The 25,471-nt window shown below is 49.7% G+C and carries 21 protein-coding genes; 12 read left to right on the forward strand and 9 right to left on the reverse strand.

The window, feature by feature from the left end; genetic code table 11:
* Nucleotides 1–42: 42 nt before the first annotated feature.
* Both BTA51_RS20985 and BTA51_RS20990 read right to left on the reverse strand, forming a co-directional pair.
* Nucleotides 43–1,194, reverse strand: coding sequence for an imelysin family protein (locus BTA51_RS20985; protein WP_094710890.1), 1,152 nt, complete (start codon nt 1,192–1,194; stop codon nt 43–45).
* 13 nt (nt 1,195–1,207) lie between these two features.
* Nucleotides 1,208–1,861: an HAD family phosphatase gene (locus tag BTA51_RS20990; protein ID WP_094710892.1), complete on the reverse strand. Its 654-nt coding sequence runs from the start codon at nt 1,859–1,861 to the stop codon at nt 1,208–1,210.
* A 161-nt stretch (nt 1,862–2,022) separates the two neighbouring features.
* On the opposite strand from BTA51_RS20990, the gene rppH reads away from it, so the two are divergent.
* The 3 genes from rppH (at nt 2,023) to BTA51_RS21005 (ending at nt 6,630) form a co-directional block, all read left to right on the forward strand.
* Nucleotides 2,023–2,514: an RNA pyrophosphohydrolase gene (rppH, locus tag BTA51_RS20995; protein ID WP_094710894.1), complete on the forward strand. Its 492-nt coding sequence runs from the start codon at nt 2,023–2,025 to the stop codon at nt 2,512–2,514.
* A gap of 329 nt (nt 2,515–2,843) precedes the next feature.
* Nucleotides 2,844–5,123 (forward strand): phosphoenolpyruvate--protein phosphotransferase, encoded by a 2,280-nt coding sequence (gene ptsP, locus BTA51_RS21000; RefSeq protein ID WP_094710896.1) that lies wholly within the window; start codon nt 2,844–2,846, stop codon nt 5,121–5,123.
* Nucleotides 5,124–5,373: 250 nt separating this feature from the next.
* Nucleotides 5,374–6,630 carry a patatin-like phospholipase family protein gene (locus BTA51_RS21005; protein ID WP_094710898.1) on the forward strand — a complete coding sequence of 419 codons (1,257 nt, stop codon included), beginning with the start codon at nt 5,374–5,376 and terminating at the stop codon, nt 6,628–6,630.
* Nucleotides 6,631–6,760: 130 nt separating this feature from the next.
* On the opposite strand, the gene BTA51_RS21010 is transcribed toward BTA51_RS21005, so the two are convergent.
* From BTA51_RS21010 to BTA51_RS21035, 6 genes are all read right to left on the reverse strand, one after another.
* Nucleotides 6,761–7,114: a gamma-butyrobetaine hydroxylase-like domain-containing protein gene (locus tag BTA51_RS21010; protein ID WP_094710901.1), complete on the reverse strand. Its 354-nt coding sequence runs from the start codon at nt 7,112–7,114 to the stop codon at nt 6,761–6,763.
* A gap of 33 nt (nt 7,115–7,147) precedes the next feature.
* Nucleotides 7,148–8,479: an ATP-dependent protease ATPase subunit HslU gene (gene hslU / locus BTA51_RS21015; protein ID WP_094710903.1), complete on the reverse strand. Its 1,332-nt coding sequence runs from the start codon at nt 8,477–8,479 to the stop codon at nt 7,148–7,150.
* 29 nt (nt 8,480–8,508) lie between these two features.
* Nucleotides 8,509–9,039: an ATP-dependent protease subunit HslV gene (hslV, locus tag BTA51_RS21020; RefSeq protein WP_094710905.1), complete on the reverse strand. Its 531-nt coding sequence runs from the start codon at nt 9,037–9,039 to the stop codon at nt 8,509–8,511.
* 99 nt (nt 9,040–9,138) lie between these two features.
* Nucleotides 9,139–9,687, reverse strand: a complete 549-nt coding sequence (locus tag BTA51_RS21025) for an SPOR domain-containing protein (protein WP_094710906.1) — start codon at nt 9,685–9,687, stop codon at nt 9,139–9,141.
* A gap of 140 nt (nt 9,688–9,827) precedes the next feature.
* Nucleotides 9,828–11,585, reverse strand: coding sequence for an arginine--tRNA ligase (gene argS, locus BTA51_RS21030; RefSeq protein WP_094710908.1), 1,758 nt, complete (start codon nt 11,583–11,585; stop codon nt 9,828–9,830).
* 329 nt (nt 11,586–11,914) lie between these two features.
* Nucleotides 11,915–14,137, reverse strand: coding sequence for a primosomal protein N' (locus tag BTA51_RS21035; RefSeq protein ID WP_094710910.1), 2,223 nt, complete (start codon nt 14,135–14,137; stop codon nt 11,915–11,917).
* Between the two features lie 234 nt (nt 14,138–14,371).
* Between BTA51_RS21035 and rpmE the strand changes: the two genes are divergently transcribed.
* Both rpmE and BTA51_RS21045 read left to right on the forward strand, forming a co-directional pair.
* Entirely contained in the window at nt 14,372–14,590 is a 219-nt protein-coding gene (gene rpmE, locus BTA51_RS21040) for a 50S ribosomal protein L31 (RefSeq protein WP_094710912.1), read from the forward strand.
* Nucleotides 14,591–14,853: 263 nt separating this feature from the next.
* A complete protein-coding gene (locus BTA51_RS21045) occupies nt 14,854–16,125 on the forward strand; it encodes a malic enzyme-like NAD(P)-binding protein (RefSeq protein ID WP_094710914.1) in 1,272 nt (423 codons plus the stop codon).
* A 53-nt stretch (nt 16,126–16,178) separates the two neighbouring features.
* On the opposite strand, the gene BTA51_RS21050 is transcribed toward BTA51_RS21045, so the two are convergent.
* Nucleotides 16,179–18,608, reverse strand: coding sequence for a penicillin-binding protein 1A (locus BTA51_RS21050; protein ID WP_094710916.1), 2,430 nt, complete (start codon nt 18,606–18,608; stop codon nt 16,179–16,181).
* 179 nt (nt 18,609–18,787) lie between these two features.
* On the opposite strand from BTA51_RS21050, the gene BTA51_RS21055 reads away from it, so the two are divergent.
* From BTA51_RS21055 to aroB, 7 genes are all read left to right on the forward strand, one after another.
* Complete coding sequence (locus BTA51_RS21055; protein ID WP_094710918.1) at nt 18,788–19,852, forward strand: pilus assembly protein PilM; 1,065 nt, start codon at nt 18,788–18,790, stop codon at nt 19,850–19,852.
* Nucleotides 19,852–20,421, forward strand: a complete 570-nt coding sequence (locus BTA51_RS21060; RefSeq protein ID WP_094710920.1) for a PilN domain-containing protein — start codon at nt 19,852–19,854, stop codon at nt 20,419–20,421. The genes BTA51_RS21055 and BTA51_RS21060 overlap by 1 nt, the downstream gene beginning before the upstream one ends.
* Before the next feature lies 1 nt (nt 20,422).
* Nucleotides 20,423–21,034 (forward strand): type 4a pilus biogenesis protein PilO, encoded by a 612-nt coding sequence (locus BTA51_RS21065; RefSeq protein WP_094710921.1) that lies wholly within the window; start codon nt 20,423–20,425, stop codon nt 21,032–21,034.
* Entirely contained in the window at nt 21,034–21,576 is a 543-nt protein-coding gene (locus BTA51_RS21070; RefSeq protein WP_094710922.1) for a pilus assembly protein PilP, read from the forward strand. The genes BTA51_RS21065 and BTA51_RS21070 overlap by 1 nt, the downstream gene beginning before the upstream one ends.
* Entirely contained in the window at nt 21,576–23,708 is a 2,133-nt protein-coding gene (pilQ, locus tag BTA51_RS21075; protein ID WP_094710924.1) for a type IV pilus secretin PilQ, read from the forward strand. The genes BTA51_RS21070 and pilQ overlap by 1 nt, the downstream gene beginning before the upstream one ends.
* A 119-nt stretch (nt 23,709–23,827) precedes the next feature.
* Nucleotides 23,828–24,385 (forward strand): shikimate kinase AroK, encoded by a 558-nt coding sequence (aroK, locus tag BTA51_RS21080; protein ID WP_094710926.1) that lies wholly within the window; start codon nt 23,828–23,830, stop codon nt 24,383–24,385.
* A gap of 2 nt (nt 24,386–24,387) precedes the next feature.
* On the forward strand, nt 24,388–25,470 hold the full coding sequence (gene aroB, locus BTA51_RS21085; protein WP_094710928.1) for a 3-dehydroquinate synthase: 1,083 nt from the start codon (nt 24,388–24,390) through the stop codon (nt 25,468–25,470).
* Nucleotide 25,471 lies beyond the last annotated feature (1 nt).

Below are 25,471 nucleotides of genomic sequence, written 5' to 3' on the forward strand. Positions count from 1 at the left end.
GTCTATCTTTGATTGTAGACTATTTGACCGAGGCTGGTAGCGTCAGCTGGATATCTCCGAAAAGCGGATGATCAGTTTCTCTCTTAACGACAGGGCCAGGGCTTCACAACTTTGGATTTGCTCTTGTTGTTTGGTATCAGTAGGAGAGAGAGCTATCAGGCATTCCCTCAGTTCAGAGACCTCCTGTTCAACAGGCGCGGTGTTATTTTTCCACAGAGTCAGACTGCTGGTCAGACCGTCTACCCGGCCTTGCCAGAAGTGGGCGGAATCCTCTGCATACACCATGTGCTCTTGGTAATGCCAGCCAGGTTCTCCTTCCAGCGGCGTCAGTTCCGCGAGTATCAGTCTGTCAATGATGCGCATGACTTGTTCCAGCTGGGGGTGCTGCTCATTTCGCTTGGTTGGAGTGTCGCTGGGCAAAAAAGCATTCAGGGGGCTTTTCTGGTGCCACAAAGCTTTGAGTTGGGTCAGATAGCTGACCAGATCTGTGGATAACGTGTCGACCAGTTCAAGCCGTCTTTGCATAACCTGCATGGCGTCCTCGCTGGCAGTGGTGGCCGGCTGGGGGGCATCACTATTCAGGTCGGCAGACAGGCCTGATTTTGACCAAAGCATGAATTCCAAGGGGTGCATGCCATAAGTCAGAAATAATGGATCTGCAAACAGATGCTTCTCTTCCAGAAGAGCATGGCTGATCGGCAGGTCCAGTGCGTGAACGAGTCCACTGGCCGGGTATCCTTCTACAGTATCCAGATACCCCGGCAATAAGGGAGTTTGATCCAGAATAGAACGGTATTGAAATGATGAGTTATTCGGATGCTGCTTAAGGAGTTCTGCAGGACTATCCAAGACATACAGTGACCATAACGCCTGCAGTGATCGGTGGCTGGCCAGCCAGAGCTCACGGGATTTCTGCAGTGTCTCGAAGGAATGGTTTTTCCTGAGGTTCGTGGTGCTGGCGTGTAATGCCACGGCATCATTCAGTGCCTGCTGGTGCAACTGCTCGGAGAGAGTTGAGACCCTGGAAAGCTTCTCCTGTTTTTCTGGAGAGGGTTCACTTGCCGGGACACCGGTGGACTCTACCTCCGGTTTCTGCCCAGAGGGCTTTGATGGCACCTGAGCATCTTTTCGGTCTGAGCAGGCCGTTGCCAGAACGGATAAAGAGAGTACAACAAGAAAAGCTCTCAGTGGCATAGGGGTCTCCGGCTTATCTCAAGCTCATGGTCGGCCAGTTATTTCTTTCCGCATATTCAAGTAGCTGCCTGTCCCCATCTACAACGATGGGATTGCCAACTTTATCCAGCAAAGGAATGTCATTGTGGCTGTCGCTGTAAAAATAAGCGTCAGATAGGTCGAAAGGACGTTGCTGTAGCCACTGGCCCAACCGTGTAACTTTACCTTCCTGGTAGCTTGGAGTGCCTTCCACTTCGCCTGTATACGCACCGTCTCTCATTTCCAGCTCAGTGGCTATCAGGTCATCCACTCCCAATAGTTCGGCAATTGGTTCAGTCACAAACCGGTTGGTCGCCGTAATGATCAGGAGAAAGTCTCCCTGATCACGGTGCTTTTGCAATAGATTGGTAGCCTTTGGCAACATCATCGGGCTGATGGCATCGCGAATAAACTGTTCTCTCCAGTCATGCAACTGCGGTAGGGGATGGCAGGTGAGTGGACGGGTTGCAAAGCGAATATAGGAAAATATATCCAACTCACCTCGCAGATAATCTTCATAAAACTGGTCGTTGGTGGCTTTGTGTTCATCTTTGTCTACCACGCCAAGTTTGATCAGGAAATCACCCCAGGTATGGTCACTGTCACCAGCTATTAGAGTGTTATCAAGGTCAAAGATTGCTAAAGCCAAAGCCAGACTCCTTCAGAAAAAGCTGAATTGTACATGATGAGTGGCTGACGGACCTATTTTTCGTTCTCAATTCAGGCCTTAAATATCAACGGAATCCAAGAGGGTTTGAATAAAGTCAGCAAGTTATGGAACAATGCTTTGACTGTAGAAGGAAAAGAAGTGTGATCGATTCTGAAGGTTATCGGCCCAATGTCGGCATAATTTTATGTAATGAGCGCAATCAAGTGTTCTGGGCTCGACGGATTGGGCAGGATTCCTGGCAGTTTCCCCAGGGGGGGATCAAGCGGGATGAATCGCCGGAGGATGCTCTATATCGTGAGTTGAAAGAAGAAGTTGGTCTGCCTCCGGAATCAGTCAGAATTGTCGCTGGAACCCGGGGCTGGTTGCGCTACCGGCTGCCTAAGAAAATGATTCGACACGATTCGCATCCAATATGTGTAGGCCAGAAACAGAAATGGTTCATGCTCAAGCTTCTGGCAGAAGACAGTGCTATTTGTATGGATGATTGTGACCAGCCTGAATTTGATGGCTGGCGCTGGGTAAGCTACTGGTATCCGCTGGGGCAGGTTGTGTCTTTTAAGCGGGAAGTCTACCGGCGTGCCATGAAAGAGTTTGCTCCTGTGCTATTTAAGAGAAGTCCGGGGCTGGATTGAACCATGCGTTCCAAGAGCTGCTATTCTTTAGTAGCTGTCATGTTTTGCGTGGGTTACCCTGTCCACGGTAGGGTGGTTAAAAAATGATGGAAATTAGACATTTATCCGTCAATATATAACTACCAGACGAATACATTCGCAGGTGCCGGTAGCCCTGCGGAATATAACCAGACGAATATATCCGCAGATGCTGATAGTCTTGCGGAACATAACAATAATGGCCGGGCTTATCCGGAAAACAACATCCTTGTGGTGAATGGATTTGCCGGCCATAACTCCGCCAATGTGGTTGTCTCAGGACGACTGATATACAGATATACAGGTAGGCCATGCTGAGTGTACTGCGAAGTATTGTACAAGAGGTCAATGCCGCTCCCGACCTTGGGGTAGCGTTAGAGCTTATTGTCGAGCGTGTACATGAGGCGATGAACACCGAAGTATGTTCAATTTATCTGCTTGATCCTGAATCCAATCGTTACATCCTGATGGCCACCAAAGGCCTGAATCCCGGAGCTATAGGTAAAGTAAAGCTCGGCCATTCTGAAGGTCTTGTCGGACTTGTGGGGGTTCGTGAGGAGCCTCTGAACCTGCACAATGCGCCTGCTCACCCCCGCTATCGGTATTTCCCTGAAACCGGAGAGGAAAAATACAAATCTTTCCTTGGTGTGCCGATTATCCACCACAGAAAAGTACTCGGTGTCCTGGTGGTTCAGCAGCGGGCCAGTCGGCTGTTCGATGAGGGGGAAGAGGCTTTTCTCGTCACTATCTCCGCCCAGTTGGCGGCAATCATCGCTCATGGCGAGGCAACAGATATCATATCGGGCCTGGATTTTACCGGGCAGAAAGCCAAGGACATCTGTTTTAAAGGCGTGGCAGGATCTGCGGGGGTCGCGATAGGCTCCTGCGTTGTCTTTTATCCTCATGCTGACCTTAATTCCGTACCTGACAAAGAATGTACAGATATTGATGAAGAGATCGCTTTCTTCGAATCCGCTGTTGAATCTGTCAGGCAGGACATTAGAGACGTGGGTGCCAGACTGGCCAGTCAGCTGCGGCCGGAAGAGCAGGCTTTGTTTGATGTTTATCTGGGGATGTTGGACGACACCGCACTCAGTGGTGAGGTGAAGAACATCATTCACAAGGGGCTTTGGGCGCAGGGAGCCTTAAGAGAGGTTGTACAGGAGTATGTACGCCACTTTGAAAGTATCAATGATCCGTATCTTCGTGAGCGGGCTGTAGACATCAAGGATCTTGGTCAGCGAGTGCTTGCATATCTGCAAAAGCCTGATTGTGGAGAGCAAAAGGAATTTCCGCCTGAAACGATTCTGGTAAGTGAAGAGTTGACCCCCTCAATGTTGGGAGAGGTGCCTAAAGAAAATCTAAAGGCACTGGTTTCCGTTTTGGGTTCAGGAAACTCTCATGTGGCGATTCTTGCCAGAGCGATGGGGCTTCCCTGTGTCATGGGCGTGGTGGACATGCCTATCGGCAAACTGGATGGCCGTCAGGTGATAGTCGACGGTTATAAAGGCGAGGTTTACAGTCATCTATCTCCGGAATTGCTGAGTTCCTACTCCGTATTGGTGGAGGAAGAAGAGCAGATTTCCAAGGGCTTTGATGAGCTCAGGGATCTACCCTGTGTTACAACCGATGGCCACCATATTTCCATGTGGGTCAATACCGGTTTGATGACGGATGTCATGCGCTCCCTGAATCATGGAGCGGAAGGTGTCGGTTTATACCGGACAGAAGTTCCTTTCATGATCAATGACCGCTTTCCCAGTGAGATGGAGCAGCGGGACTGCTACAGGGAGCAGCTGGAAGCATTTGCCCCTTCTATGGTCACCATGAGAACGCTGGACATTGGTGGTGATAAGTCACTGACGTATTTCCCCATCAAGGAAGAGAATCCATTTCTTGGATGGCGCGGGATTCGGGTAACGCTGGACCACCCGGAAATTTTTCTGGTTCAGGTACGGGCCATGCTCAAGGCCAGTGAGGGTCTGGATAACCTCCGGATCATGCTGCCTATGATCTCCAATATCTCGGAGGTTGAGGAAGCGCTTCATCTGATATACCGGGTTTACCACGAAGTTCGGGAAGAAGGGGTGGACGTCAAGATGCCTCCGGTAGGGGTCATGATCGAAGTGCCCAGTGCCGTCTTTCAGGTCAAGGAGATCTCTGAGCGGGTTGACTTTGTCAGTGTGGGAAGTAACGACTTAACCCAATATATGCTGGCAGTAGACCGTAACAATCCCCGTGTGGCGAGCCTCTATCATTCATTTCATCCCGCGGTGCTGCAGGCTCTGTATAAAATTGTTTGTGATGCCCATGCCGCCGGCAAGCAGGCGAGTATCTGTGGTGAGTTGGCGGGCGACCCTGGTGGTGCCATTCTGTTGACGGCGATGGGATACGATGTCCTGTCAATGAATGCGGTCAATCTGCCAAAGGTTAAGCAGGTGTTACGTTCCGTTTCCCTGAGATGGGCTGAAGACGTGCTCAGACGCCTGCTGAACATGGATAGTCCGCAAGTGGTTAAGAGCTCCCTTGAGCTGGCGCTCAAAGAAATAGGGTTTGAGCATTTTGGCCGGCCTTTCCGGCATACAGCTTGATCATGGCAACCAAGCCTGAATAGGTAGGTTCTCCAGTTTTAATTCCTTTCTTTAGTATGATTATTCTAATCAGCTCTGATAGCTTTTGTGACGAGTGTCGAGAGATTTGACCAATTTGTGGCAGGATTCGCCAAGTATTTCTCGTGTAGACATTATACTTTAAGCAGTTTAGTCAACGCGTATCAGTGGCTAAACATTACATAGTCACAGTCTCTATCAGACTTTGTCAGTAGCTTAAACGGAACCTTTTATGGCGGAAAACCGCAAAGATAATAAGACTTCACCGAAGGTTGGCCTGGTGCTTGGCGGCGGCGGGGCGCTCGGTGGAATATATGAAATCGGGGCGTTACGTGCGCTGGATGAAGCGCTGGAAGGTATCGATTTCAATGATCTGTATGTCTATGTCGGCGTAAGTGCAGGAGCCTTTGTGGCTGCCAATCTGGCCAATCAGATGACGACGGCCCAAATGTGCCGGATATTCGTGAAGAATGAAGCGGATGTGCACCCGTTTCACCCTGAGGTGTTTTACCGGCCGGCAGTCAGGGAATATTTAAAGCGGGCGGTATCTGTCCCGGGTTTGTTGCTGGAAGCGTGCGCAAAATTTGTGGAGAACCCCAGGGATCAGAGCTTTGTTGAGGCGATGACCATTCTGGCGCAGGCAGTTCCCTCCGGTTTGTTTGATAATGAAGGTCTGCATGAATATCTGGAACGTTCATTCAGCCTACTCGGCAGAACAAATGATTTCCGCAAGCTCAGCCGTCGTCTGTATTTGATTGCCGCCGATGTGGAAAGTAGTGAGACGGTAAGGTTTGGAGCGCCGGGATTCGACCACGTGCCTATTTCCAAAGCGGTACAGGCCAGTGTTGCCGCCCCGGCAGTGTATACGCCGGTGGAAATTGATGGGCGTTACTATGCTGACGGTACGTTGAGGAAAGGGATTCACGCTTCGGTGGCGCTGGAAGATGGTGCTGACTTGATTCTGGCAATTAACCCGGTCGTGCCGATTGATGTGCAAGCTGCCGTGGAGGCGGGAACGATGGAGCCGGGAGCTCTGTTGAACCGGGGGATGCCCAATATTGTGGCGCAGACGTACCGCACCATGGTGTATTCGAGAATGCGTGCCGGCATGGCAATGTACGATAAGGAATACCCCGAGGCTGTGATCAGTCTGTTCGAGCCCACTCGGGATGATGCCAAGCTATTCTTTTCCAATGTGTTTAGCTTTCAGTCGCGAAGAATTGTGTGTGAGCACGCATATCAAATGACCCGGCAGGATTTGCTGAATCGCTATGAAGAACTGACCGAGCAATTAGCGCCGTTCAATATCTCTGTGCGCAAGGATATTCTTGAAGACGAACAGAGAACGATCAGTACCAGTTTATATGGAGAGATGCTGCCGCTGTATGTTGCCAATGAACGTCGGCGCAGTGGTGGTTATCTGAATCGACTTGGTGCAGGTATGGAGGGTGTTGCAGATTTTCTGCATAGCGCCAGGAAGATTATTTAATTCTCATCAAGGCTTTAACAGGAGAGGGTGATGAGAATAGTGAAGGTTCAGTTTTGGCCCTTCGTCCGATTCCCCCTCCTATCAAACCCCATTTGGACGAAGGGTTTTTTATTGCTTGGGTTCGCGGGTATCAGTCGCGGCTCCCATTGATGGAAGCAAGCTTGTTGAGGTAGGTTTGCCAGTAACGGTCTTTGTGCTGACAGAGATCAAGTAGGTATTCCCAGGAGTAAAGTCCGCTGTCATGGCCGTCACTGAAGGTGATTTTCAGTGCATAGTTCCCGACTGCTTCCACGTTTTCGATGCCGACCAGTCTTTTGCCCGTCGGCAACTGACCTCCCTGTCCTCCATGTCCGCGGACTTCCGCGCTTGGTGAATTGACCCTGAGATACTCTGCATCAAGCGTCTCATGCAGCCCTGAAGCATAGGTTAGCTCCAGTGTTCGGGACTTTTGATGCAATTGAATCTGCGTTGGGATGCAACTCATATTGGTGGTTTACTCCTGAGTGCTTGATTATGTCTACAGAATATAGCGGCTTAAGTCTTCGTCTTCGGAAAGCTCGCCAAGAGTCTTATCCACATACTCCGGCGTGATCTCAAAGTGCTCGCGAATCTGATCTCCCGCACTATAAGAGACTTCCTCCAAGAGTTTTTCCATGACGGTATGTAGACGTCTGGCACCGATATTTTCGGTCTTTTCATTCACTTTCCAGGCAATCTCGGCAATACGGGTGATCGCTCCCGGAGCAAACGAAATATTGACTGATTCAGTCGCCATCAATGCAGTGTACTGTTCAGTCAGGGATGCATTAGGCTCTGTCAGAATTCGTTCGAAGTCTTCGGGGGTCAGTGCGTCAAGCTCAACCCGAATTGGCAGGCGTCCCTGGAGCTCCGGTATCAGGTCTGAAGGCTTGGATAAATGAAATGCGCCGGAAGCAATAAACAGGATATGGTCGGTGCGGATCATGCCGAACTTGGTGCTGACGGTACAGCCTTCGATCAATGGCAGAAGATCTCTTTGCACGCCTTCCCGGGAGACATCCGCAGATCCTGTTTCAGAGCGCTTTGCCACTTTGTCGATTTCGTCTATGAAGACAATGCCGTTCTGTTCAACTAATGAGAGGGCGCGTTGCTTGAGCTCCTCTTCATTGATCAGTTTTGCGGCTTCTTCATCTTTTACCTTTTTCATGGCGTCGGCTACTTTCATGCGTTTGGTACGCTTGCGGTCGCCAGAAATGTTGGAAAACATGTTTTGCAGCTGGCTGGTCATTTCCTCCATTCCGGGAGGTGCCATGATTTCAACGCCAACAGGGGTGGCCTTGATTTCGATGTCGATTTCCTTATCGTCGAGTACACCCTCGCGCAGCTTTTTACGGAAAACCTGACGAGCAGTGGATTCCTGATCTGCTGGTGTGTCCTCTGAGCCGAATGAGCGGGCCGGAGGGAGCAGTACATCTAGGATTCTGTCTTCCGCGGCATCAAGTGCCTTGTTTTCCACTTTGGCGATTTCTTTTTCGCGAAGCATTTTAATCGCCATATCCGCCAGGTCCCGGATAATGGATTCTACGTCGCGTCCCACATAGCCCACTTCTGTGAACTTGGTGGCCTCAACCTTGATGAAGGGGGCGTCTGCCAATTTTGCGAGGCGTCGTGCAATCTCAGTTTTACCGACACCTGTAGGGCCGATCATTAGAATATTCTTCGGAGTAACTTCTTCCCGCAGTCCTTCGTCAATCTGCATTCTTCGCCAGCGGTTTCTGAGTGCGATGGCGACGGCACGCTTTGCCGAGTTTTGACCAATGATGTGTCGATCGAGTTCTTGAACTATTTCGCGAGGTGTCATGCCTGACATTATCTAGGACCTTCTAAAATTCGTTGGTATTACTGAGTGCCGCCGATTTCTTCAAGTGTGCGATGCTGGTTGGTGTAAACGCAAATATCCCCAGCAATCTCCAGGCTTTTTTCAACAATTTCGCGGGCATCCAGGTCAGTGTTCTCTAGTAGCGCCCGGGCTGCCGCCTGGGCATAAGGGCCGCCGGAACCGATCGCAATAAGGCTTTGTTCCGGTTCTATTACGTCGCCGTTACCGGTAATGATCAGTGAGGCTTTCTCGTCTGCTACGGCCAGCAAGGCTTCGAGTCTCCGGAGAGCTCTGTCAGTTCGCCAGTCTTTGGCCAGTTCTACGGCCGCTCGAACGAGATTTCCCTGGTGTTTTTCCAGCTGGGCCTCAAAGCGTTCGAATAACGTAAATGCGTCTGCGGTGCCGCCGGCAAAACCCGCGATGACTTTGTCATGATACAGACGTCTGACTTTACGTGCGTTGCCTTTCATGACTGTATTGCCAAGGGATACCTGGCCGTCGCCTCCCATGGCGACGTGGCCGTCTCTACGAACGGATACGATGGTTGTCATTCCTTACTCCAGGTAAAGTGAATGAGATAAAAAGCAGAAGGCGGAACCCTCGCAACAGAGAAGACAATATGGAGCCACTTTGATGGAATTCAAGTAAGCCTATTCCCCTTCTGTTTTCAGGGTTTTTACCAGGGGCTGGATATTGATGGCGACCAGCTTATCAACAGCGCTGTTCATTTTTGAGCGGGACGAGAATGGTCCCACCTGGACCCGGTACCAGATGCTGTCCTCGCTCGCCTGAAATTTTTCCACCTGGGCCTTAAGCCCTTGAAATCCGATCATCGCACGTTGCCTTTCTGCATCGTCAAAAGCTCTGAATGAGCCGGTTTGCAGCATATAGGCGACATTCTCCGGAAGTTTTTTCGGGGTGTACTCTTCAACTTTCGGGGCCACGACTTTGGTTTCGGGCAGCATGTCATAAAACTTAAAGCGCTGATCGTTCTTGTCAGTGTCTTCGCTTTTGGCGGGGGCTGTATTAGTCGGCGGCTGTTGAGAAGCTGTGTCAGCAGGTAGCTCTACATTCCGGGTTTCAGGAACTGACTTCAAATAGTAAAGAAAATAAAGGAATAGCGCTGCGAGGGCGAGATTGAAGGCCCAGACCCAGCCGGGAACTTTTTTTTGTGTTGAAGTTGAAGATTTCTTGGCCATGATGGGAGTCTGGCAATATCAGCTTTAAAAATTATGACGTCATCAGCAGCTGATCAGGATGCGGGGCAGAGAACTGCACTGCCGCAACCTGATACAGGCTGCAGGGATTTTGTTTACTTATGGTGCCGGCTCACCAGGTCTTACATGTGAGTCGGCGCAGATACGCCGAGTAGGCCCAGCCCATTACTCAGTATCTGCCGCACGGCCATGCTCAATGTCAGACGGGCATCACGCAATCTGGCATCATCCTCCAGAACCTTATGGGAGTTGTAGTAACCATGAAAGTTGGAGGCCAGCTCCCGTAAGTAGTGAGTCAGCGCGTGAGGTTCCAGGTTGACCGCTGAGTTGTGAACGACCTCTGGATACTGGTTCAATTGTGCAACCAGATCTTTTTCCGCTTCATGCTCCAGCATGGAAAGGGCTTCAAGTCCTTTCTGTTTATCCCAGTCAAGGTTCATGTCGTTCAGTTTGCGTAACACGCTGCAAATACGGGCGTGCGCATATTGAACGTAATAGACTGGGTTGTCCTTGCTCTCGGACTTGGCCAGCTCCAGATCAAAATCCATATGCTGTTCAGATTTACGTGTAACGTAAACAAACCGTGCGGCGTCATTGCCGACTTCACTGCGAAGCTCTCGCAGCGTAACAAACTCACCGCTACGGGTGGACATCTGTACGCGCTCTTTGCCGCGATAGAGAATGGCAAACTGTACAAGTTTGATGTCCAGCTTGTCTTTGTTCAGCCCCAGTGCTTCCAGTGCTGCTTTAACCCGGGCAATGTAGCCGTGATGATCTGCGCCCCAGATATTGATTACCCGATCGAAACCACGCTCAAATTTATTCAGGTGATAGGCGATGTCAGAAGCAAAATAGGTGGCGTCACCATTATCCCGTTTGACGACCCGGTCTTTATCGTCTCCGAAATCGGTGGAGCGGAACCAGATGGCGCCGTCTTTCTCATACAGGTGACCGGAGGCATCCAGCTTGGCGAGAGCTTTCTCGATGTCTTCACTAAGGGACTTTTCAGAAAACCACTGGTTATAGTGGACCCCGAATTCACCTAGATCGTCTTTGATGTCGTCAAGAATGCTGTTGAGTCCCGCATTGAAAACCTTGAGATAGTCAGCTTCTCCCAAAAGTTCACGGCATTTGAGAATTAAGGCGTCAATGTGTTCCTCTTTATCTCCGCCCTGAGGTTCGTCTACAGGAATATCCTTGAAGACTTCTGAAGCCGGGTGCTTGAATGCTTCGTCGAACTGTTCAGTCAGATTGGCTGCAATATCCTTTACATAGGCACCTTTGTAGCCATTGCTTGGAAATGCGAAGCTTTCCCCGTGACTTTCCAGATAGCGCAACCAGACACTGGCCGCAAGAATGTTCATTTGCCGACCAGCATCGTTGACATAGTACTCGCTGTGGACGCTGTACCCGACAGCTTTGAGCAGCTCTGCAATGGTTGCGCCGTAGGCGGCTCCGCGGCCATGGCCTACATGAAGGGGGCCGGTCGGGTTGGCTGAAACAAACTCGACCTGAATACGCTTTTTCTGGCCAAAATTGCTGCGCCCGAAGCTGTCTTCCGCGGCGAGAATGCTGCCAATAACTTCAAACTGGCTGGAAGCATTCAGAAAGAAGTTGATAAACCCCGGTCCGGCGATTTGTACGTCCACGATGTGATGCGAGGATGGCAATCTGGAAATGATCGACTCCGCCAACTGTCGCGGTGGCATTTTTACCTGTTTGGCCAGGGTCAGGGCGATGTTGGTGGCCAGGTCTCCGTGGCTTTTGTCACGGGAGTTTTCCACCAGGATGGATTCCGGTATCTGGTCTTCGGTCAGAGTACCTTCGTGGCTTAGGTTGTAAAGCGCGGTGCGAAGCAGCGATGCGATAGTTTGCTTCATTCTATATAAATCCGATTAACTTCTCTGAAAGTTCGTTTGTAAGTTCGGTGTCAATGAATTCTGACTCTTGGAGCCGTTGCAGCACTTTCATCGACCCATTGAAAATAGGCCCTGAATGTTAACCGCGTATGTCGATCAACTGACATTACGGCCCGTGATTGAGATGGCGCAACCATGGAGATAGCGTGCGGCAACAATGAAACCTCAATTACCAGGGAGTGACCTGTCTAAAAATGATACAGGTGCTTAAACCGCGTGATTATCCTATACCTCGACGGGGTCCGCAACCGATAGCTCCAGTTGCCTATGTTATTAAAGGGTAATAGTTGCTAGAGGGTGTCAATAGGGTCCACGTCGAGCAGCCAGCGAAACTTGCTGGAGAGTTTGGGTTTTTGGCTTTCCATCAGGTGAAGCCAGTGTTTCAGAAACTTCCTTAATGAGGGTTTCTCCGGTGAAAACAACCAGATGAGCCCATGAAACCGGTTTTGCTTTTTTTGTATCAAGGACGGAAACGGACCGTGTATTGAGGGTAATGAGTGTTGGGTTGCCTCAAGTAGATCCCTCATTTGCCAAAGCGAATTGAGTGTATCCTCAAGAGTTGCGGCTTCTCCCCTGATGAGTGCCATGGAATGAACCGGAGGGAAATGCCCCTGTCGTCGCATCTCCATCTCGCTGGTATAGATGCCCTGGTAGTCATGCTGGCGTATTAGCTGAAGGAGGGGGTGGTCAGGGAATTGTGTCTGAATAAATACCCGGCCGGCTTTTTCCCGGCGTCCGGCACGTCCGGCTACCTGAATTAGGAGTTGGGCGGTCTTTTCAGCACCTCTGAAATCACTGCTGAATAGTCCCCCATCAGCATTTAGCACTGCAACAGTCGTGAGGTTGGGAAAATCATGTCCCTTTGCCAGCATTTGTGTGCCGACGATCAGACAGGGGGCTCCATCCCGGATGGGGGTAAGCTTTTGCTCAAGAGCACCTTTATTCTGGATCGCATCTCGATCAATTCGTATAACCGGGTAGTCTGGAAATTGCTGCTCGAGAAACTCTTCAGTCCGCTCTGTGCCGGCCCCTATAGGTTTAAGATTGGCTGACTCACACTTTGGGCACTTGGGGGGAAGGCGATACTGCTTTTCGCAATGGTGGCATTTCAACAAATTCTGGCGTCGATGATAGGTCAGCCTTACGTCGCAGGATTGGCACTCGGCTATCCATCCGCAATCCACACACATGATGACAGGAGCAAAGCCTCTGCGGTTGATGAAGATCATAACCTGCTCGCCCGCTGAAATGGTTGATTTGATTTCCTGTAGCAAGGGCGGGGATATGCCACCTTCAAGAGGGCGACTTTTCACATCTATTAAGTAGACTTTGGGAAGTGGAGTTGCTGAGATTCGTGATGAAAGTCTGATATGCCGGTATCTGCCATCAGCAACATTATTCATTGACTCGAATGAAGGGGTGGCGCTACCAAGGATTACCGGGCAACGACTTTGCTGTCCTCTGATAATGGCCAGGTCCCGCGCATGATAGCGTGCATTATCCTGTTGCTTAAACGAGGAGTCGTGCTCTTCGTCAACAATGATGCCGCACAGGTTTTTAAAGGGAAGCAAAATGCCTGAGCGGGTGGCCACGACGACATGGGTGTTTCCTTCTTTGACCTGCATCCAAGTCAGCAGGCGCTCGCTTTCGTTTAGTCCGCTGTGGTAACAGGTAACATTACCCCCAAATCTTGCCCTGAATCGACGTAATGTTTGAGGGGTGAGGGCTATCTCGGGAACCAGCACGAGAATCTGGCCGGATGGAAGTGTATTTAAGCGGTTTTCTATCCACTCCAGGTAGACTTCAGTTTTGCCACTGCCTGTTATGCCCTCGAGTAGGGTTGGAGAGGGGGTGTGCCCGTTATCTTCAAGCTCCTGCAGGGCCAGTTGCTGTTCATCGCTAAGCCGGGGCTTGTTGGTGTTGTCTCTTTGGGGTGGCGAAAAGTGGCGAACCTGAGTCGAGCCAATCAGCCCTTTTTCCTGGAGTGAGCGTAGTTGTGCTGAGGTATATCCCTGGCTGATGATGTCCTTTTGTTCCATGCCGGAGGTCGACTGTAATAGCAGTTCCAACAAGAGTTTTTGCTTGCTCCCCCTGGGTCTTTTCGCTTCAGCTGATTTAGTGCTGGCGTGCCAGATCGTTGTACTTACTGATGCTTCCAGTTGCACCCAGGTGCGCTGTTGACGCATGAGTGGAGGCAGGGCGTTCAACAGAACTTCCCCTATAGGAGCGTGATAATAGTCGCTGATCCATCGGCACAGGCTTAACACCGGGTTTGGAATTGTATTGTCTGGATCAAGAATCTTCTCGATGGGGCGGAGCCTGTCATGAGATACCTGCGGGGCTTCATGAGTTCCCAGGATGACGCCTGTCAGCAGTCTGCGCCCTACAGGGACTACGCATCTTTTGCCGGCGTTGTATTGCGCACGATCCGGTGCGGACGGCGATGGAAGGTAGTCAAACGTTTTTCTCAGGGGGACGGGGACGGCAACGGAGACAACAAATTGGTTTGACATTCTGGAATGCAAGGTGGCCTGGGTAGTGAGTACGGTTAAGCGCCTGGCAGAAACTTTCTGGGGTTGACGCGAAATTTATTTTAATGCTTGCAGCAGGGCTTGTGATATTCTGGTTTTCTGGTATGATCACGCGTCCTTTTTACCGGCAGATGATCAGTTGCGTAAGTTTGCCCCTTTATGCGGTGCCCGGCAAGTAAAGTTGATCGGGTAGCGGCAGATTCAGCGAGGTATGATATGAAACAAGGTATTCACCCAGAATACAAAGAAATTACAGCAACTTGCAGTTGCGGTAACCAGATTAAGACTAAGTCTACGCTGTGTGAAGATCTTCACGTCGACGTATGCTCTGCTTGTCACCCATTTTACACTGGGAAGCAGAAGGTATTGGATACCGGTGGTCGTATTGATCGCTTCAACAAGCGTTTCGGCGGTCGCATTGGTCGTCCAAGCTAAGCTTGAAAAGAATTTCGAAAAAAGCCCGCATTGCGGGCTTTTTTTTGCTTTGTCTTGCGGCAAGTCAAGCATCGGCCATGGTGTGATGGGAGACTTATGCTGTTTTGTGAGGGGCGGGGCGAGTGAGTATTTCACTTGAGCACATAAAGTAAACAAGTAATAATGTGGACCCCCGGATTTAGGGCCTATGGAGTAGGTTGTCTGGGTCGGAGCAACTGCCCGAGTCGACAGCCTTTCCAAATAAAGAGAGTAGGAAAAAAGCAATGTCAGAAGATTTGAAAACAGCTGCGCTTGAGTATCACGCTAACCCACGCCCAGGAAAGCTGAGTGTGGAAATCACCAAACCCACAGCAACTTCACGAGACCTGTCGTTGGCCTATAGTCCAGGTGTTGCAGAGCCATGCCGTGAAATCGCTAAAGACCAGAATCTTGCATACAAATATACTAATAAAGGCAATCTGGTAGCCGTAATTTCAGACGGTACTGCTATTCTGGGACTTGGTAATCTGGGTCCTTTGGCCAGTAAGCCTGTAATGGAAGGTAAAGGTGTTCTGTTCAAGAGGTTTGCCGGTATCGACGTATTTGACGTTGAGGTTAAGGCGGAAAGCCCGCAGGCATTTATCGATACAGTTGCCCGTATTGCTGATACCTTTGGTGGTATTAACCTGGAGGACATCAAAGCGCCGGAATGCTTCGAAATAGAGCGTGTCCTGATTGAGCAGTGCGATATCCCTGTGTTTCATGATGATCAGCATGGTACTGCGATTGTTACGGCGGCAGGTATGTTGAATGCGTTGGAGCTGCAGGGTAAGTCCATTGAGAGTGCCAAAATTGTATGTCTTGGAGCCGGTGCAGCCGCAGTGGCCTGTATGAAGCTGCTTATCAGCTGCGGTGCCAAGTCTGAGAATATCTACATGCTCGACCGTAAGGGTGTTATTCACTCTGGGCGTGATGATCTGAATCAGTACAAGGCGATGTTTGCTGTTGATACAGACAAACGCACCCTGGCTGATGCCTGTGATGGAGCCGATGTATTTGTTGGCTTGTCTGGACCGGACTTGCTGTCAGCGGAAATGCTGGCCAGCATGGCGCCGAACCCTGTTGTGTTCGCCTGTTCAAACCCTGATCCGGAAATTAAGCCGGAAGTGGCGTTGGCAACTCGCGATGACCTGATCATGGCAACCGGTCGCTCAGATTACCCTAATCAGGTAAATAATGTGCTTGGTTTCCCATTTATTTTCCGTGGAGCGTTGGACGTTCGTGCCAAGGTTATTAACGAGGAAATGAAGGTGGCTGCCGTTGAGGCGATACGCGAGTTGGCCAAGAAGCCGGTTCCTCAGGATGTGATTGATGCCTATGGCGGCGAAAGCTTCAAGTTTGGTCGGAATTATATTATTCCCAAGCCAATGGATAAGCGCCTGTTGACCGAAGTTTGTGCTGCGGTAGCCAAGGCGGCGGTTGATACAGGTGTTGCCCGGATGCCATATCCTGAGCACTACCCGTTAAACTCCATTGACGATATCAAAGTCGTATAATCTAATTTGATCGCCCAAAAAAAACCGCATCATTGATGCGGTTTTTTTGTGTCCTAAAAAATGATTTCCGGTGGTGGAGCGTCCGACTGTGGCGGAATTTCATCTGTTGAGTCTTCTACTATTTTTAGCGTAGGAGCACTTTCTTCTGTGAATATCTCGAATATGGCATTCTCTTGTCCTGGTGTGGCGCGCTCGCCGGTATCTGGATCTATTTTTACTGTAACTATGCCTGGAGGCTGCTTCATGGGAGCCTCTGGCATGTCTTCCAGTGCAGTCCTCATGTAGTCAATCCAGATAGGGAGCGCAGCTCTGCTTCCATATTCTCGGCGGCCGAGGGTGTCTGGCTGGTCGAAGCCAACCCAGACTGTTGTCTCAATATTGCCGTTATATCCGGAGAACCAAGCATCCACCTGATCATTGGTGGTTCCAGTTTTGCCTGAGAGGTCGTTTCTGCCAAGCACGCGAGCTTTGGTGCCGGTGCCCTGTCGGATAACATCCTGCAGTATGCTGTTAAGGATATAAACTGAGCGGGGGTCCGCTATCAGGGGGGCTATTTTGGGTTGCTGCGTGGCTGCATCGTCCAGCGGGGTTGGCTCATCCTGGTTAGTTGTGGATGCTGACGCGGTTTGCATGCAATCGCGACAGGCTATTTCTGGATCAGCGCTAAAAACGACCTGTCCTTCATGGTCGATGATCTTGCTGATCAGATAAGGTTTAACCCGATGTCCTCCGTTGGCGAGAGCAGCATAGCCTGAGGCAATCTCCAGTGGGGTGAACGCTGCTGAGCCCAGGGCGATGGACAAGTCTTTGGGGATGCGGCGGCTATCGAATCCCACCTGTTCTACGCCGTTAACAATATTGTTAATCCCGATCTTCTGAACCAGGCGAATGGATACCAGGTTTCGTGACAGATATAGGGCTCTACGCAGTCTGGTCGGGCCATAGAACTTTCCAGAGGAGTTCTGTGGGCGCCATGAGGCTTCCAGTTGTGAGTCCTCAAAAACGACGGGGGCATCATTGATGATTGTGGATGCGGTGGCTCCGTTTTCAAGGGCTGATAGATACACAAATGGTTTGAAGTTGGAGCCCGGTTGTCTGCGAGCCTGGGTGGCTCGGTTGAACTTGCTCAAATAGAAGTCGAAGCCGCCTACCAGGGCGAGGATTGCGCCATCTTCAGGAGTGAGGGAAACCAGTGCGCCTTGTACATCCGGCATTTGAGCCATTTTGTAGCCTTCGTCATCCAGGCTGATGTATACGATGTCTCCAAGTTCGGCGACTTCGCTGGCGTTTTTGGGGCGTTGGCCCTGGCTGTTGACGTCGTAGAACGGATTGGACCACCGTAGGCCTTCCCACTGAATCTCAACGATATTGTTATCTTTGGTGGTGACAAAAAGCGACTTGTCCTCAATTTTTGATACGACGCCGGGATACAAGCCTTTTGCAGAGGGTAAGTCTTCCAACTGCTTGAGAGTGGTTTCCATGTCCTCAAGAGCTGCTTCACCGGGCCTGGCTACGGGGCCTTTGTATCCATGGCGTCGGCTGTAGTCCAGAATGCCTTTCTTAAGCGCGGCGTCGGCGGTGTTCTGTAGTTTGCTGTCGATGGTGAGAACGACTTGCAGGCCGTCGGTATAGGCATCAACGCCATATGAGTCAACAATCTCCTGACGTGCCATCTCTGCGATATAAGGTGCTTCAACCTCGGGTTGGGTGCCGTGGTAATTGGCTGTAATTGGCGTGCTCTTTGCAAATTGATGGTCATTCTGGCTGATCATGTTCAGCTCGAGCATGCGGTCCAGTATCCAGTTGCGCCGAATGAGGGCTCTGTCTGGAGATGCCAGTGGGTTATAGCGTGAGGGTGCTTTGGGAAGCCCCGCGATCATGGCGCTTTCAGCTAGCGTCAGCTCTCTAATGGATTTGCCATAGTACACATTGGCGGCTGCCTCTACTCCATATGCCCTATTCCCCAGGTAGATCTTATTAAGGTAGAGTTCGAGGATTTCGTCCTTTTCCAACTCTTGCTCTATTTTTAGGGCAAGGAGTATTTCGTTGAATTTTCTGGAAAAGGTGCGTTCCTGGCTGAGGAAGAAGTTCTTCGCAACCTGCATGGTGATGGTGCTGCCACCGGATTGGATGCTGCCGGTGCTGACGAGTTGTACCGATGCTCGAACCAGTCCCTTTATATCCACGCCGCCATGCTCATAGAAGCGACTGTCTTCCGCTGCCATGAATGCGTTTAGCAGATTTTTTGGGGCATCTTGGATGTTGATGGGGGAGCGGCGCTTCTCGCCAAATTCGGCGACCAGGCGCTGGTCTCGGGTATAGATACGTAAAGGAGTTTGTAACTGTACGGTACGAAGTTGTTCAACTTCGGGAAGATGGGGTGACAAGACAAGGTAAAAACTCGTTGCAACGAGTAAGCCACCGGCAATACCAACTACAAAACTCCAACAAAAAAACCGTAACAGTCTCACAAAATTTCGCATGTTTTTCCTGACATCTTTTGAATCTATGTCTATTATTTAAGAAATCTCTTTAGGTTTGACGAGCAACAACAATTATACGCTTTTTATTGGCTTGGTTTTAGTAATCTTTAATTGTTGTCTATGCTTGTTTAAGCAAAGTTCTGTTAACTATGTAGCAGCATCATTGAGAAGGCACCTTTGTGTTTGGACTATTAGGAAAGAAAAAGCAACCGCTTCTTGGTCTTGATATCAGTTCTACGTCTGTAAAACTGATTGAACTAAGCCAGCACGGCGGGCGTTTTCGGGTTGACAGCTATGCGGTAGAGCCGCTTCCGCCCAATGCTGTTGTGGAAAAAAATATTAATGATGCCGAAGCCGTAGGGGATGTCATTTCCCGGGTTGTAAGCAAGGCAAGACCCAATACAAAACAGGCCGCTGTCGCGGTCGCCGGGTCGGCGGTAATTACAAAAATCATACAAATGAGTTCGACTATCCGGGAGCAGGATCTGGAGTCCCAGATTCAGCTGGAGGCCGATCAATATATCCCTTATCCCTTGGATGAGGTGGCTCTGGATTTCGAAGTGGTGGGGGCAAATGACATTAATGCAGAAATGCAGGATGTGTTGCTGGCTGCCTGTCGCCGGGAAAACGTTGAGCTCAGAGAGGATTCACTGCATATCGGCGGACTGACTACCAAGGTGGTCGATGTTGAAGCCTACGCGATGGAGCGAGCTGTCGGCCTCATAGAGGGGCAGTTAGATAATGTTGGTGAATCGCAAACGGTCGCTGTTCTGGATATCGGGGCGACTATGACGACATTAAGCGTGTTGTCAGACGGCAAAACTATCTATACCCGTGAACAATTATTTGGCGGGAAACAGCTAACAGAAGAAATTCAGCGTCGTTACGGCTTGTCTCAGGAAGAAGCCGGATTGGCCAAGAAGCAGGGTGGCCTACCTGACGATTATGAGCAGGAAGTGCTTGAGCCATTCAAAGAAGCCGTTGTTCAACAGGTAGCGCGCTCTTTGCAGTTTTTCTTCTCATCAACCCAATACAATGAGGTCGACTACATTGTGCTGGCGGGAGGAACCGCTTCCATCCCAGGATTGGCGGAGTTGGTCCAGGAGCGCGTCGGAACAGCTACTTTGGTGGCGAATCCATTTGCGGATATGACGGTATCATCCAAAGTAAACGCTTCTGCGTTAAGCAATGATGCGCCATCGCTGATGATCGCATGTGGATTGGCGATGAGGAGTTTCGACTAATGGCAAAGATTAACCTTCGTCCGTGGCGTGAGGAGCTGCGAGCTGAGCGGCAGAAGCAATTCATAACCGTTTTAGCTGGTTTTCTGATTATCAGTGCAGGGCTTGGATTTTTGTGGCACCAGACTGTCGTCAATAATATTGACTATCAGGAACAGCGGAATAACTTCATTAAGAATGAAATTGCCCAGCTGAATAAGCAAATAAAGGAAATTCAGCAGTTGAAGAAGCGGCGGGATGAGCTGTTAGAGCGTATGCGGGTAATTCAGGATCTACAGGGTAAAAGACCTATTATTGTTCGTCAGTTTGATGAGCTCGTCAGGGTTATGCCTGATGGGGTTTACCTAACGTCCTTATCTAAGTCGGCGGACAGCCTTGCGCTCCAGGGCGTGGGAGAGTCTAACAGCAGAATATCAAATCTCATGCGCAATCTAGATGAGTCTGACTGGTATAAAGAGCCAAATTTAAGTTCTGTTAAAGCCCTCTCTGGCGATGAGACAAAGAGTGCATTCGTAATGAGTGTGAAGCAGGAAACGCCAGGTAGCGAAGACAAGAAGAAGGGAGGTGCGTGATATGAGCTTTGCGGACTCTCTTGAGGGGATGAAAAACTTTGATATCAACGATCTTGACTTTAATAACGCAGGATCGTGGCCGGCACCTGTTAAGGCAATATGCTGCATTCTTCTAATAGCATTGGTGTTGGGGGCAGTATATTGGTTTGATATCAAAGATTTGGATGCAACTCTGGCAACTAGGGCCCAGGAAGAAAAAGACCTGAAAAGTCAATTCGAGGTTAAGGCTGGTCAAGTTGCGAATCTAGATGAATACAAGGCTCAGATGGTTGAGATGGAGAAAACCTTCGGTGCGTTGTTGCGGCAGCTGCCAAGTGATACTGAAGTGCCTGGTTTGCTCGAGGATATATCGACCGTTGGATCGTTGAGCGGATTGGAGCTCTCTTCAATAGATTTGCAGAAGGAAGTGTCCAAGGAATTTTACATTGAATTGCCTATCAAAATTAGCCTGAAGGGAACCTATCACGACATTGCTGCTTTCATCAGTGGTGTTGCTGGCTTGCCGAGGATTGTTACCCTGCATAACTTCACAATCAAGAAAGACCAGGGTGAGGTTCTGTCGATGAATATTGAGGCAAAAACCTATCGATACAACGGTAGTGGAGCTAATTGATGTTTAGGATAACTCTAACGATTTTGCTGACAGTTCTGTTGTCACAACTTACGGGATGCTCCACCGGTTCAGGGTTTGAGGACTTGGAAGCATATGTAAAGGAAGTGAAGGCTCGCCCGAAAAAAAGGATTGAACCTTTGCCCGAATTTAAGGCATACGAAGCGTTTTCGTACAGCGCTGCAAATCGAAGGTCTCCGTTTACGGCGCCACAGACAATACAGCTTGCTTCATTGGAGCAGCAGCCAAAAAGTAATGTGAAGCCAGACTTTAATCGTCCTCAGGAGCTTTTGGAATCGTTTGCTATTGGTAGTATGGCAATGGTGGGGACCATTGTTAAGCAGGATGAATCTACCCTCTATGGTCTGGTTAGTGACGGAGAAGGGGGGATTCACCGCGTGAGAGTCGGCAACTATATGGGCAAGAACCATGGCAAGGTGGTTAAGGTGACTGAGTCTCAGATTGAACTAATTGAAATTGTCTCAGACGGACAGGGAGGCTGGTTTGAGCGTCCCCGTACCATGGGATTGAAGGAAGTAAACTGATGATGGTGAATCGAGTGCCCGGTGAGAGTTATTTGGAGAAAACAATGAAAGCGCTTATGAGTAAGATATGGTTCACTCTCGTACTATCTATGATGTGTGGAGTGTCACATGCAGTTAATCTCACGGCCATAGATTTTGCTGCGCTTCCTGGTGATCGCACTGAGATTAAATTGAAGTTTGATAGCACGCCCCCTGAGCCAAATGGATATTCCATTGAGCAGCCCGCGCGTATCGCGCTTGATTTTGCTGGCGTGACAAGTAGCCTTTCTGAAAAGTACCATCAGATTTCCAAAGGCAACACCCAAAGCGTTACTGTGCTCGAAGCAGGAGGGCGTACAAGGGTTATCATGAATTTGGTTGAGCTGGTTCCGTACGCCACAGCGGTTCAGGGAAATACTGTTGTTGTGGAATTGGGAAGCTCAAAGATCACTTCTTCATCGACTGCGTCACCTTCTTCCTCTGTGGTTTCTTCCAGCACTAGCTCGGAATTGGCAGTGACAAATATTGATTTTCGCCGCGGTGAATCCGGTGATGGTCGTGTAATGATTGACTTTTCAAATGATAAGGTCAGCGTTGATATGGCCGAGGAAGCGGGGAATATCAAGCTTAGGTTTGGGAAAACCCGCCTTCCTAAGGAGTTGCAGCGTAGCCTTGATGTTATAGATTTCGCTACACCAGTGCAGTATATCGATGCTTATACTGAAGAAGGCGATGCTGTCGTAATGATTAAGCCCCAAGGGGAGTTTGATTATTTGGCATACCAGGCAGATAACAGGTTTACCTTGACTGTTGAGCCACTGACTGCAGATGAGGCCGAACAGCGTCAAAAAGACAAGTTTCCTTACACTGGTGAGAAGCTGTCTCTGAACTTTCAGGATATCGAAGTTCGTTCCGTGTTGCAGTTGATTGCTGATTTTACTGGTTTGAATCTGGTTGCTAGTGACACTGTTGGCGGTAGAATTACACTCAGGTTGCAAAATGTCCCCTGGGATCAGGCGCTTGAGTTAGTGCTAAAAACGAAAGGTTTGGATCAGCGTAAAATCGGCAACGTTCTTCTTGTTGCGCCCGCAGAAGAAATTGCGGCGCGTGAGAAGCTTGAATTGGAAGCATCCAAACAGGTTAAAGAGCTGGCCCCAGTTAGACTTGAGGTTATTCAAATTAACTATGCGAAAGCCAAGGATATCGTTGATTTGCTTAAATCAGATAAGGAGCTGATATCTACGAGAGGGTTTATTTCTTCTGATGAACGCACCAATACGATCAGCATTCGTGAGACAGTTGATAAAATTTCTGAAGTTCGCAGGCTGATTGGTACTTGGGATGTTCCTGTTAGTCAGGTATTGATCGAGGCTCGGATTGTCAGGGCTCGCACAGACGCTGTTGATGATCTGGGGATTACCTGGGGTGGAAGTAGGTTCAAGAGTAATGGGTCTGGTGATTGGATTATTGGTGGTGGCTCAACCTCAAATACCGAGGCATTTAACGGGATTAACGAGTTTGTTCGTGATCCAACGGGCGATCTGCCGACGGTGGCAACTTTTCCTGATGCTCTCGCCGTAGATCTGGGTGTCACCAGAACCAATGCGTCGTCAATCGCTATTGGTTTTCAGCGCGGCTTCAATGTATTGCAGCTTGAGTTGTCTGCATTTGAATCTGACGGCAAAGGTGAGGTAATTGCTCAGCCGAAGATTGTTACTGCTGACAGACAAACTGCTCGAATTGAATCCGGTGAAGAAATCCCTTATCAGGAAGCTTCCTCCAGTGGTGCGACTTCGGTGTCCTTTAAGAAGGCTGTATTGGCTCTTGAAGTGACTCCCCAAATTACACCTGATGACAAAATCATCATGGATCTGGTTGTGAATCAGGATAGTCGTGGCACAACTACTGCTGGTATTCCAAGTGTGGATACGAATGAAATCACCACGCAGGTTTTGGTGGGTAATGGTGAAACTATTGTGCTGGGTGGAATATTTACTTCCGAGCAGTCTACCACGGTAACGAAAACTCCGTTCCTTGGTGATATTCCTTATCTTGGCCGTCTCTTCACGAAGACCGAAGAGTCGGATGAACGCTCCGAATTGTTGGTGTTCATTACTCCAAAACTTATCACCAACGGTCTGATCGAAAACTAATTCGATCAAAACTGTACAGAAAGCCACCTTCGGGTGGCTTTTTGCGTTATGGACAGTACTAGAGCCTTATGGCTTTCTCATGCTATGCTCCGCTGCGCTTAAGCGATGGTTGACAAGGCATGCAAGACTTCAAACATAATGTTGTTCTGGTGGGTCCCATGGGGACCGGTAAGACCACAATCGGCAAGCTTCTGGCAAAGGAACTGCACTTTGAGTTCAAGGACTCCGATCGTGAGATAGAGGAGCGCTCTGGCGCGGATATTCCCTGGATATTTGATGTCGAAGGGGAGCAAGGGTTCCGGGCGCGAGAAAGAATGGTGATTGAGGAGCTCTCAAACGAACCGGAAATCGTTGTCGCAACCGGCGGCGGCGCTGTGGGGAGTGAGGAGAATCAGTACCATCTAAGTGCCAAGGGCTTTGTCGTATATCTGCATACCTCTGTTGAGCAGCAGTACCAGAGGACGCGAAAGGACCGTAAAAGGCCGCTTCTGCAGAATAGTGATCCGATGAAAGTTCTGCAAAATCTGATGGCTGTTCGTGAGCCGATCTATCGCTCTATGGCAGACTATGTTATTAGTACAGATCAAAAGCGGCCAAGGACTGTGGTCAGAGAAATTATAAAGGCGCTGCAGGCTTCTCCAGTCTGGATGCCTTCTTCATCTCCTAAGGTTGAATAATTGTGGAAACTCTTAATGTCGATTTAGGGGAGCGTAGCTACCCCATCTACATCGGTGGTGATGTTCTGGCTCGAAAGGACTGCTTGATCAGGCACATTTCCGGCCGGCAGGTCATGATTGTGACAAATGAAACTGTAGCGCCGTTGTATCTCGAGAAAGTCCGGCAGTTGCTGGATGGTTTCGATGTGGATGTCACTGTTCTGCCTGATGGCGAAGAGTATAAGAATATGGAGTCTCTGGCTTCGATATTTGATCACCTTATCGGTCAGAGGCATAACCGGACGACAACCTTGATCGCTCTGGGTGGCGGTGTTATCGGTGATATGACGGGGTTTGCCGCAGCGTCTTATCAGCGCGGTGTTAATTTTATCCAGATACCAACGACGCTCTTGTCGCAGGTAGACTCGTCAGTCGGGGGTAAGACGGGAATCAATCATCCTCAGGGCAAGAATATGATCGGCGCATTCTATCAGCCGAAAGCCGTTCTTATCGATACTTCGACTTTGCAAACTCTTCCGGAGAGTGAGTTTTCTGCCGGCCTTGCGGAAGTCATCAAGTATGGCCTGATTAAAGATGTCGGGTTCCTTGAGTGGCTGGAGTCAAACCTGGATGATTTGATGGCTCTGGACGCAGAAATGCTTCAATACGCTATCCGCCAGTCCTGTGAGGTGAAGGCAGAGGTGGTTGCTGAGGACGAAACCGAACAGGGTGTGCGCGCAATTTTGAACCTCGGGCATACTTTTGGTCATGCGATAGAGGCGTTTACCCATTATAAAGAGTGGTTACATGGTGAAGCCGTTGCTGCTGGTACTGTAATGGCTGCAGACCTGTCGTTAAGAATAGGTGACCTGGCCCAGGAGGATTATAAGCGAGTTGTTAATATTCTCAGTCGCGCGAACCTGCCGGTAAGGCCTCCTTCAAATATGACGGCAGAAGACTTTATTCGTTATATGTCGATAGATAAAAAAGTATTGGATGGCCAATTGCGGCTGGTACTGATGCGTGGGCTTGGTAGTGCCTGGGTGACAGATCAGTTTGGGCGTGACATGCTGGAGCAGACTCTGGCAGAGTTTTCGCACCACTAGG

The organism is Hahella sp. CCB-MM4 (assembly GCF_002260525.1).
In the GTDB taxonomy this organism is placed as follows: domain Bacteria; phylum Pseudomonadota; class Gammaproteobacteria; order Pseudomonadales; family Oleiphilaceae; genus Hahella.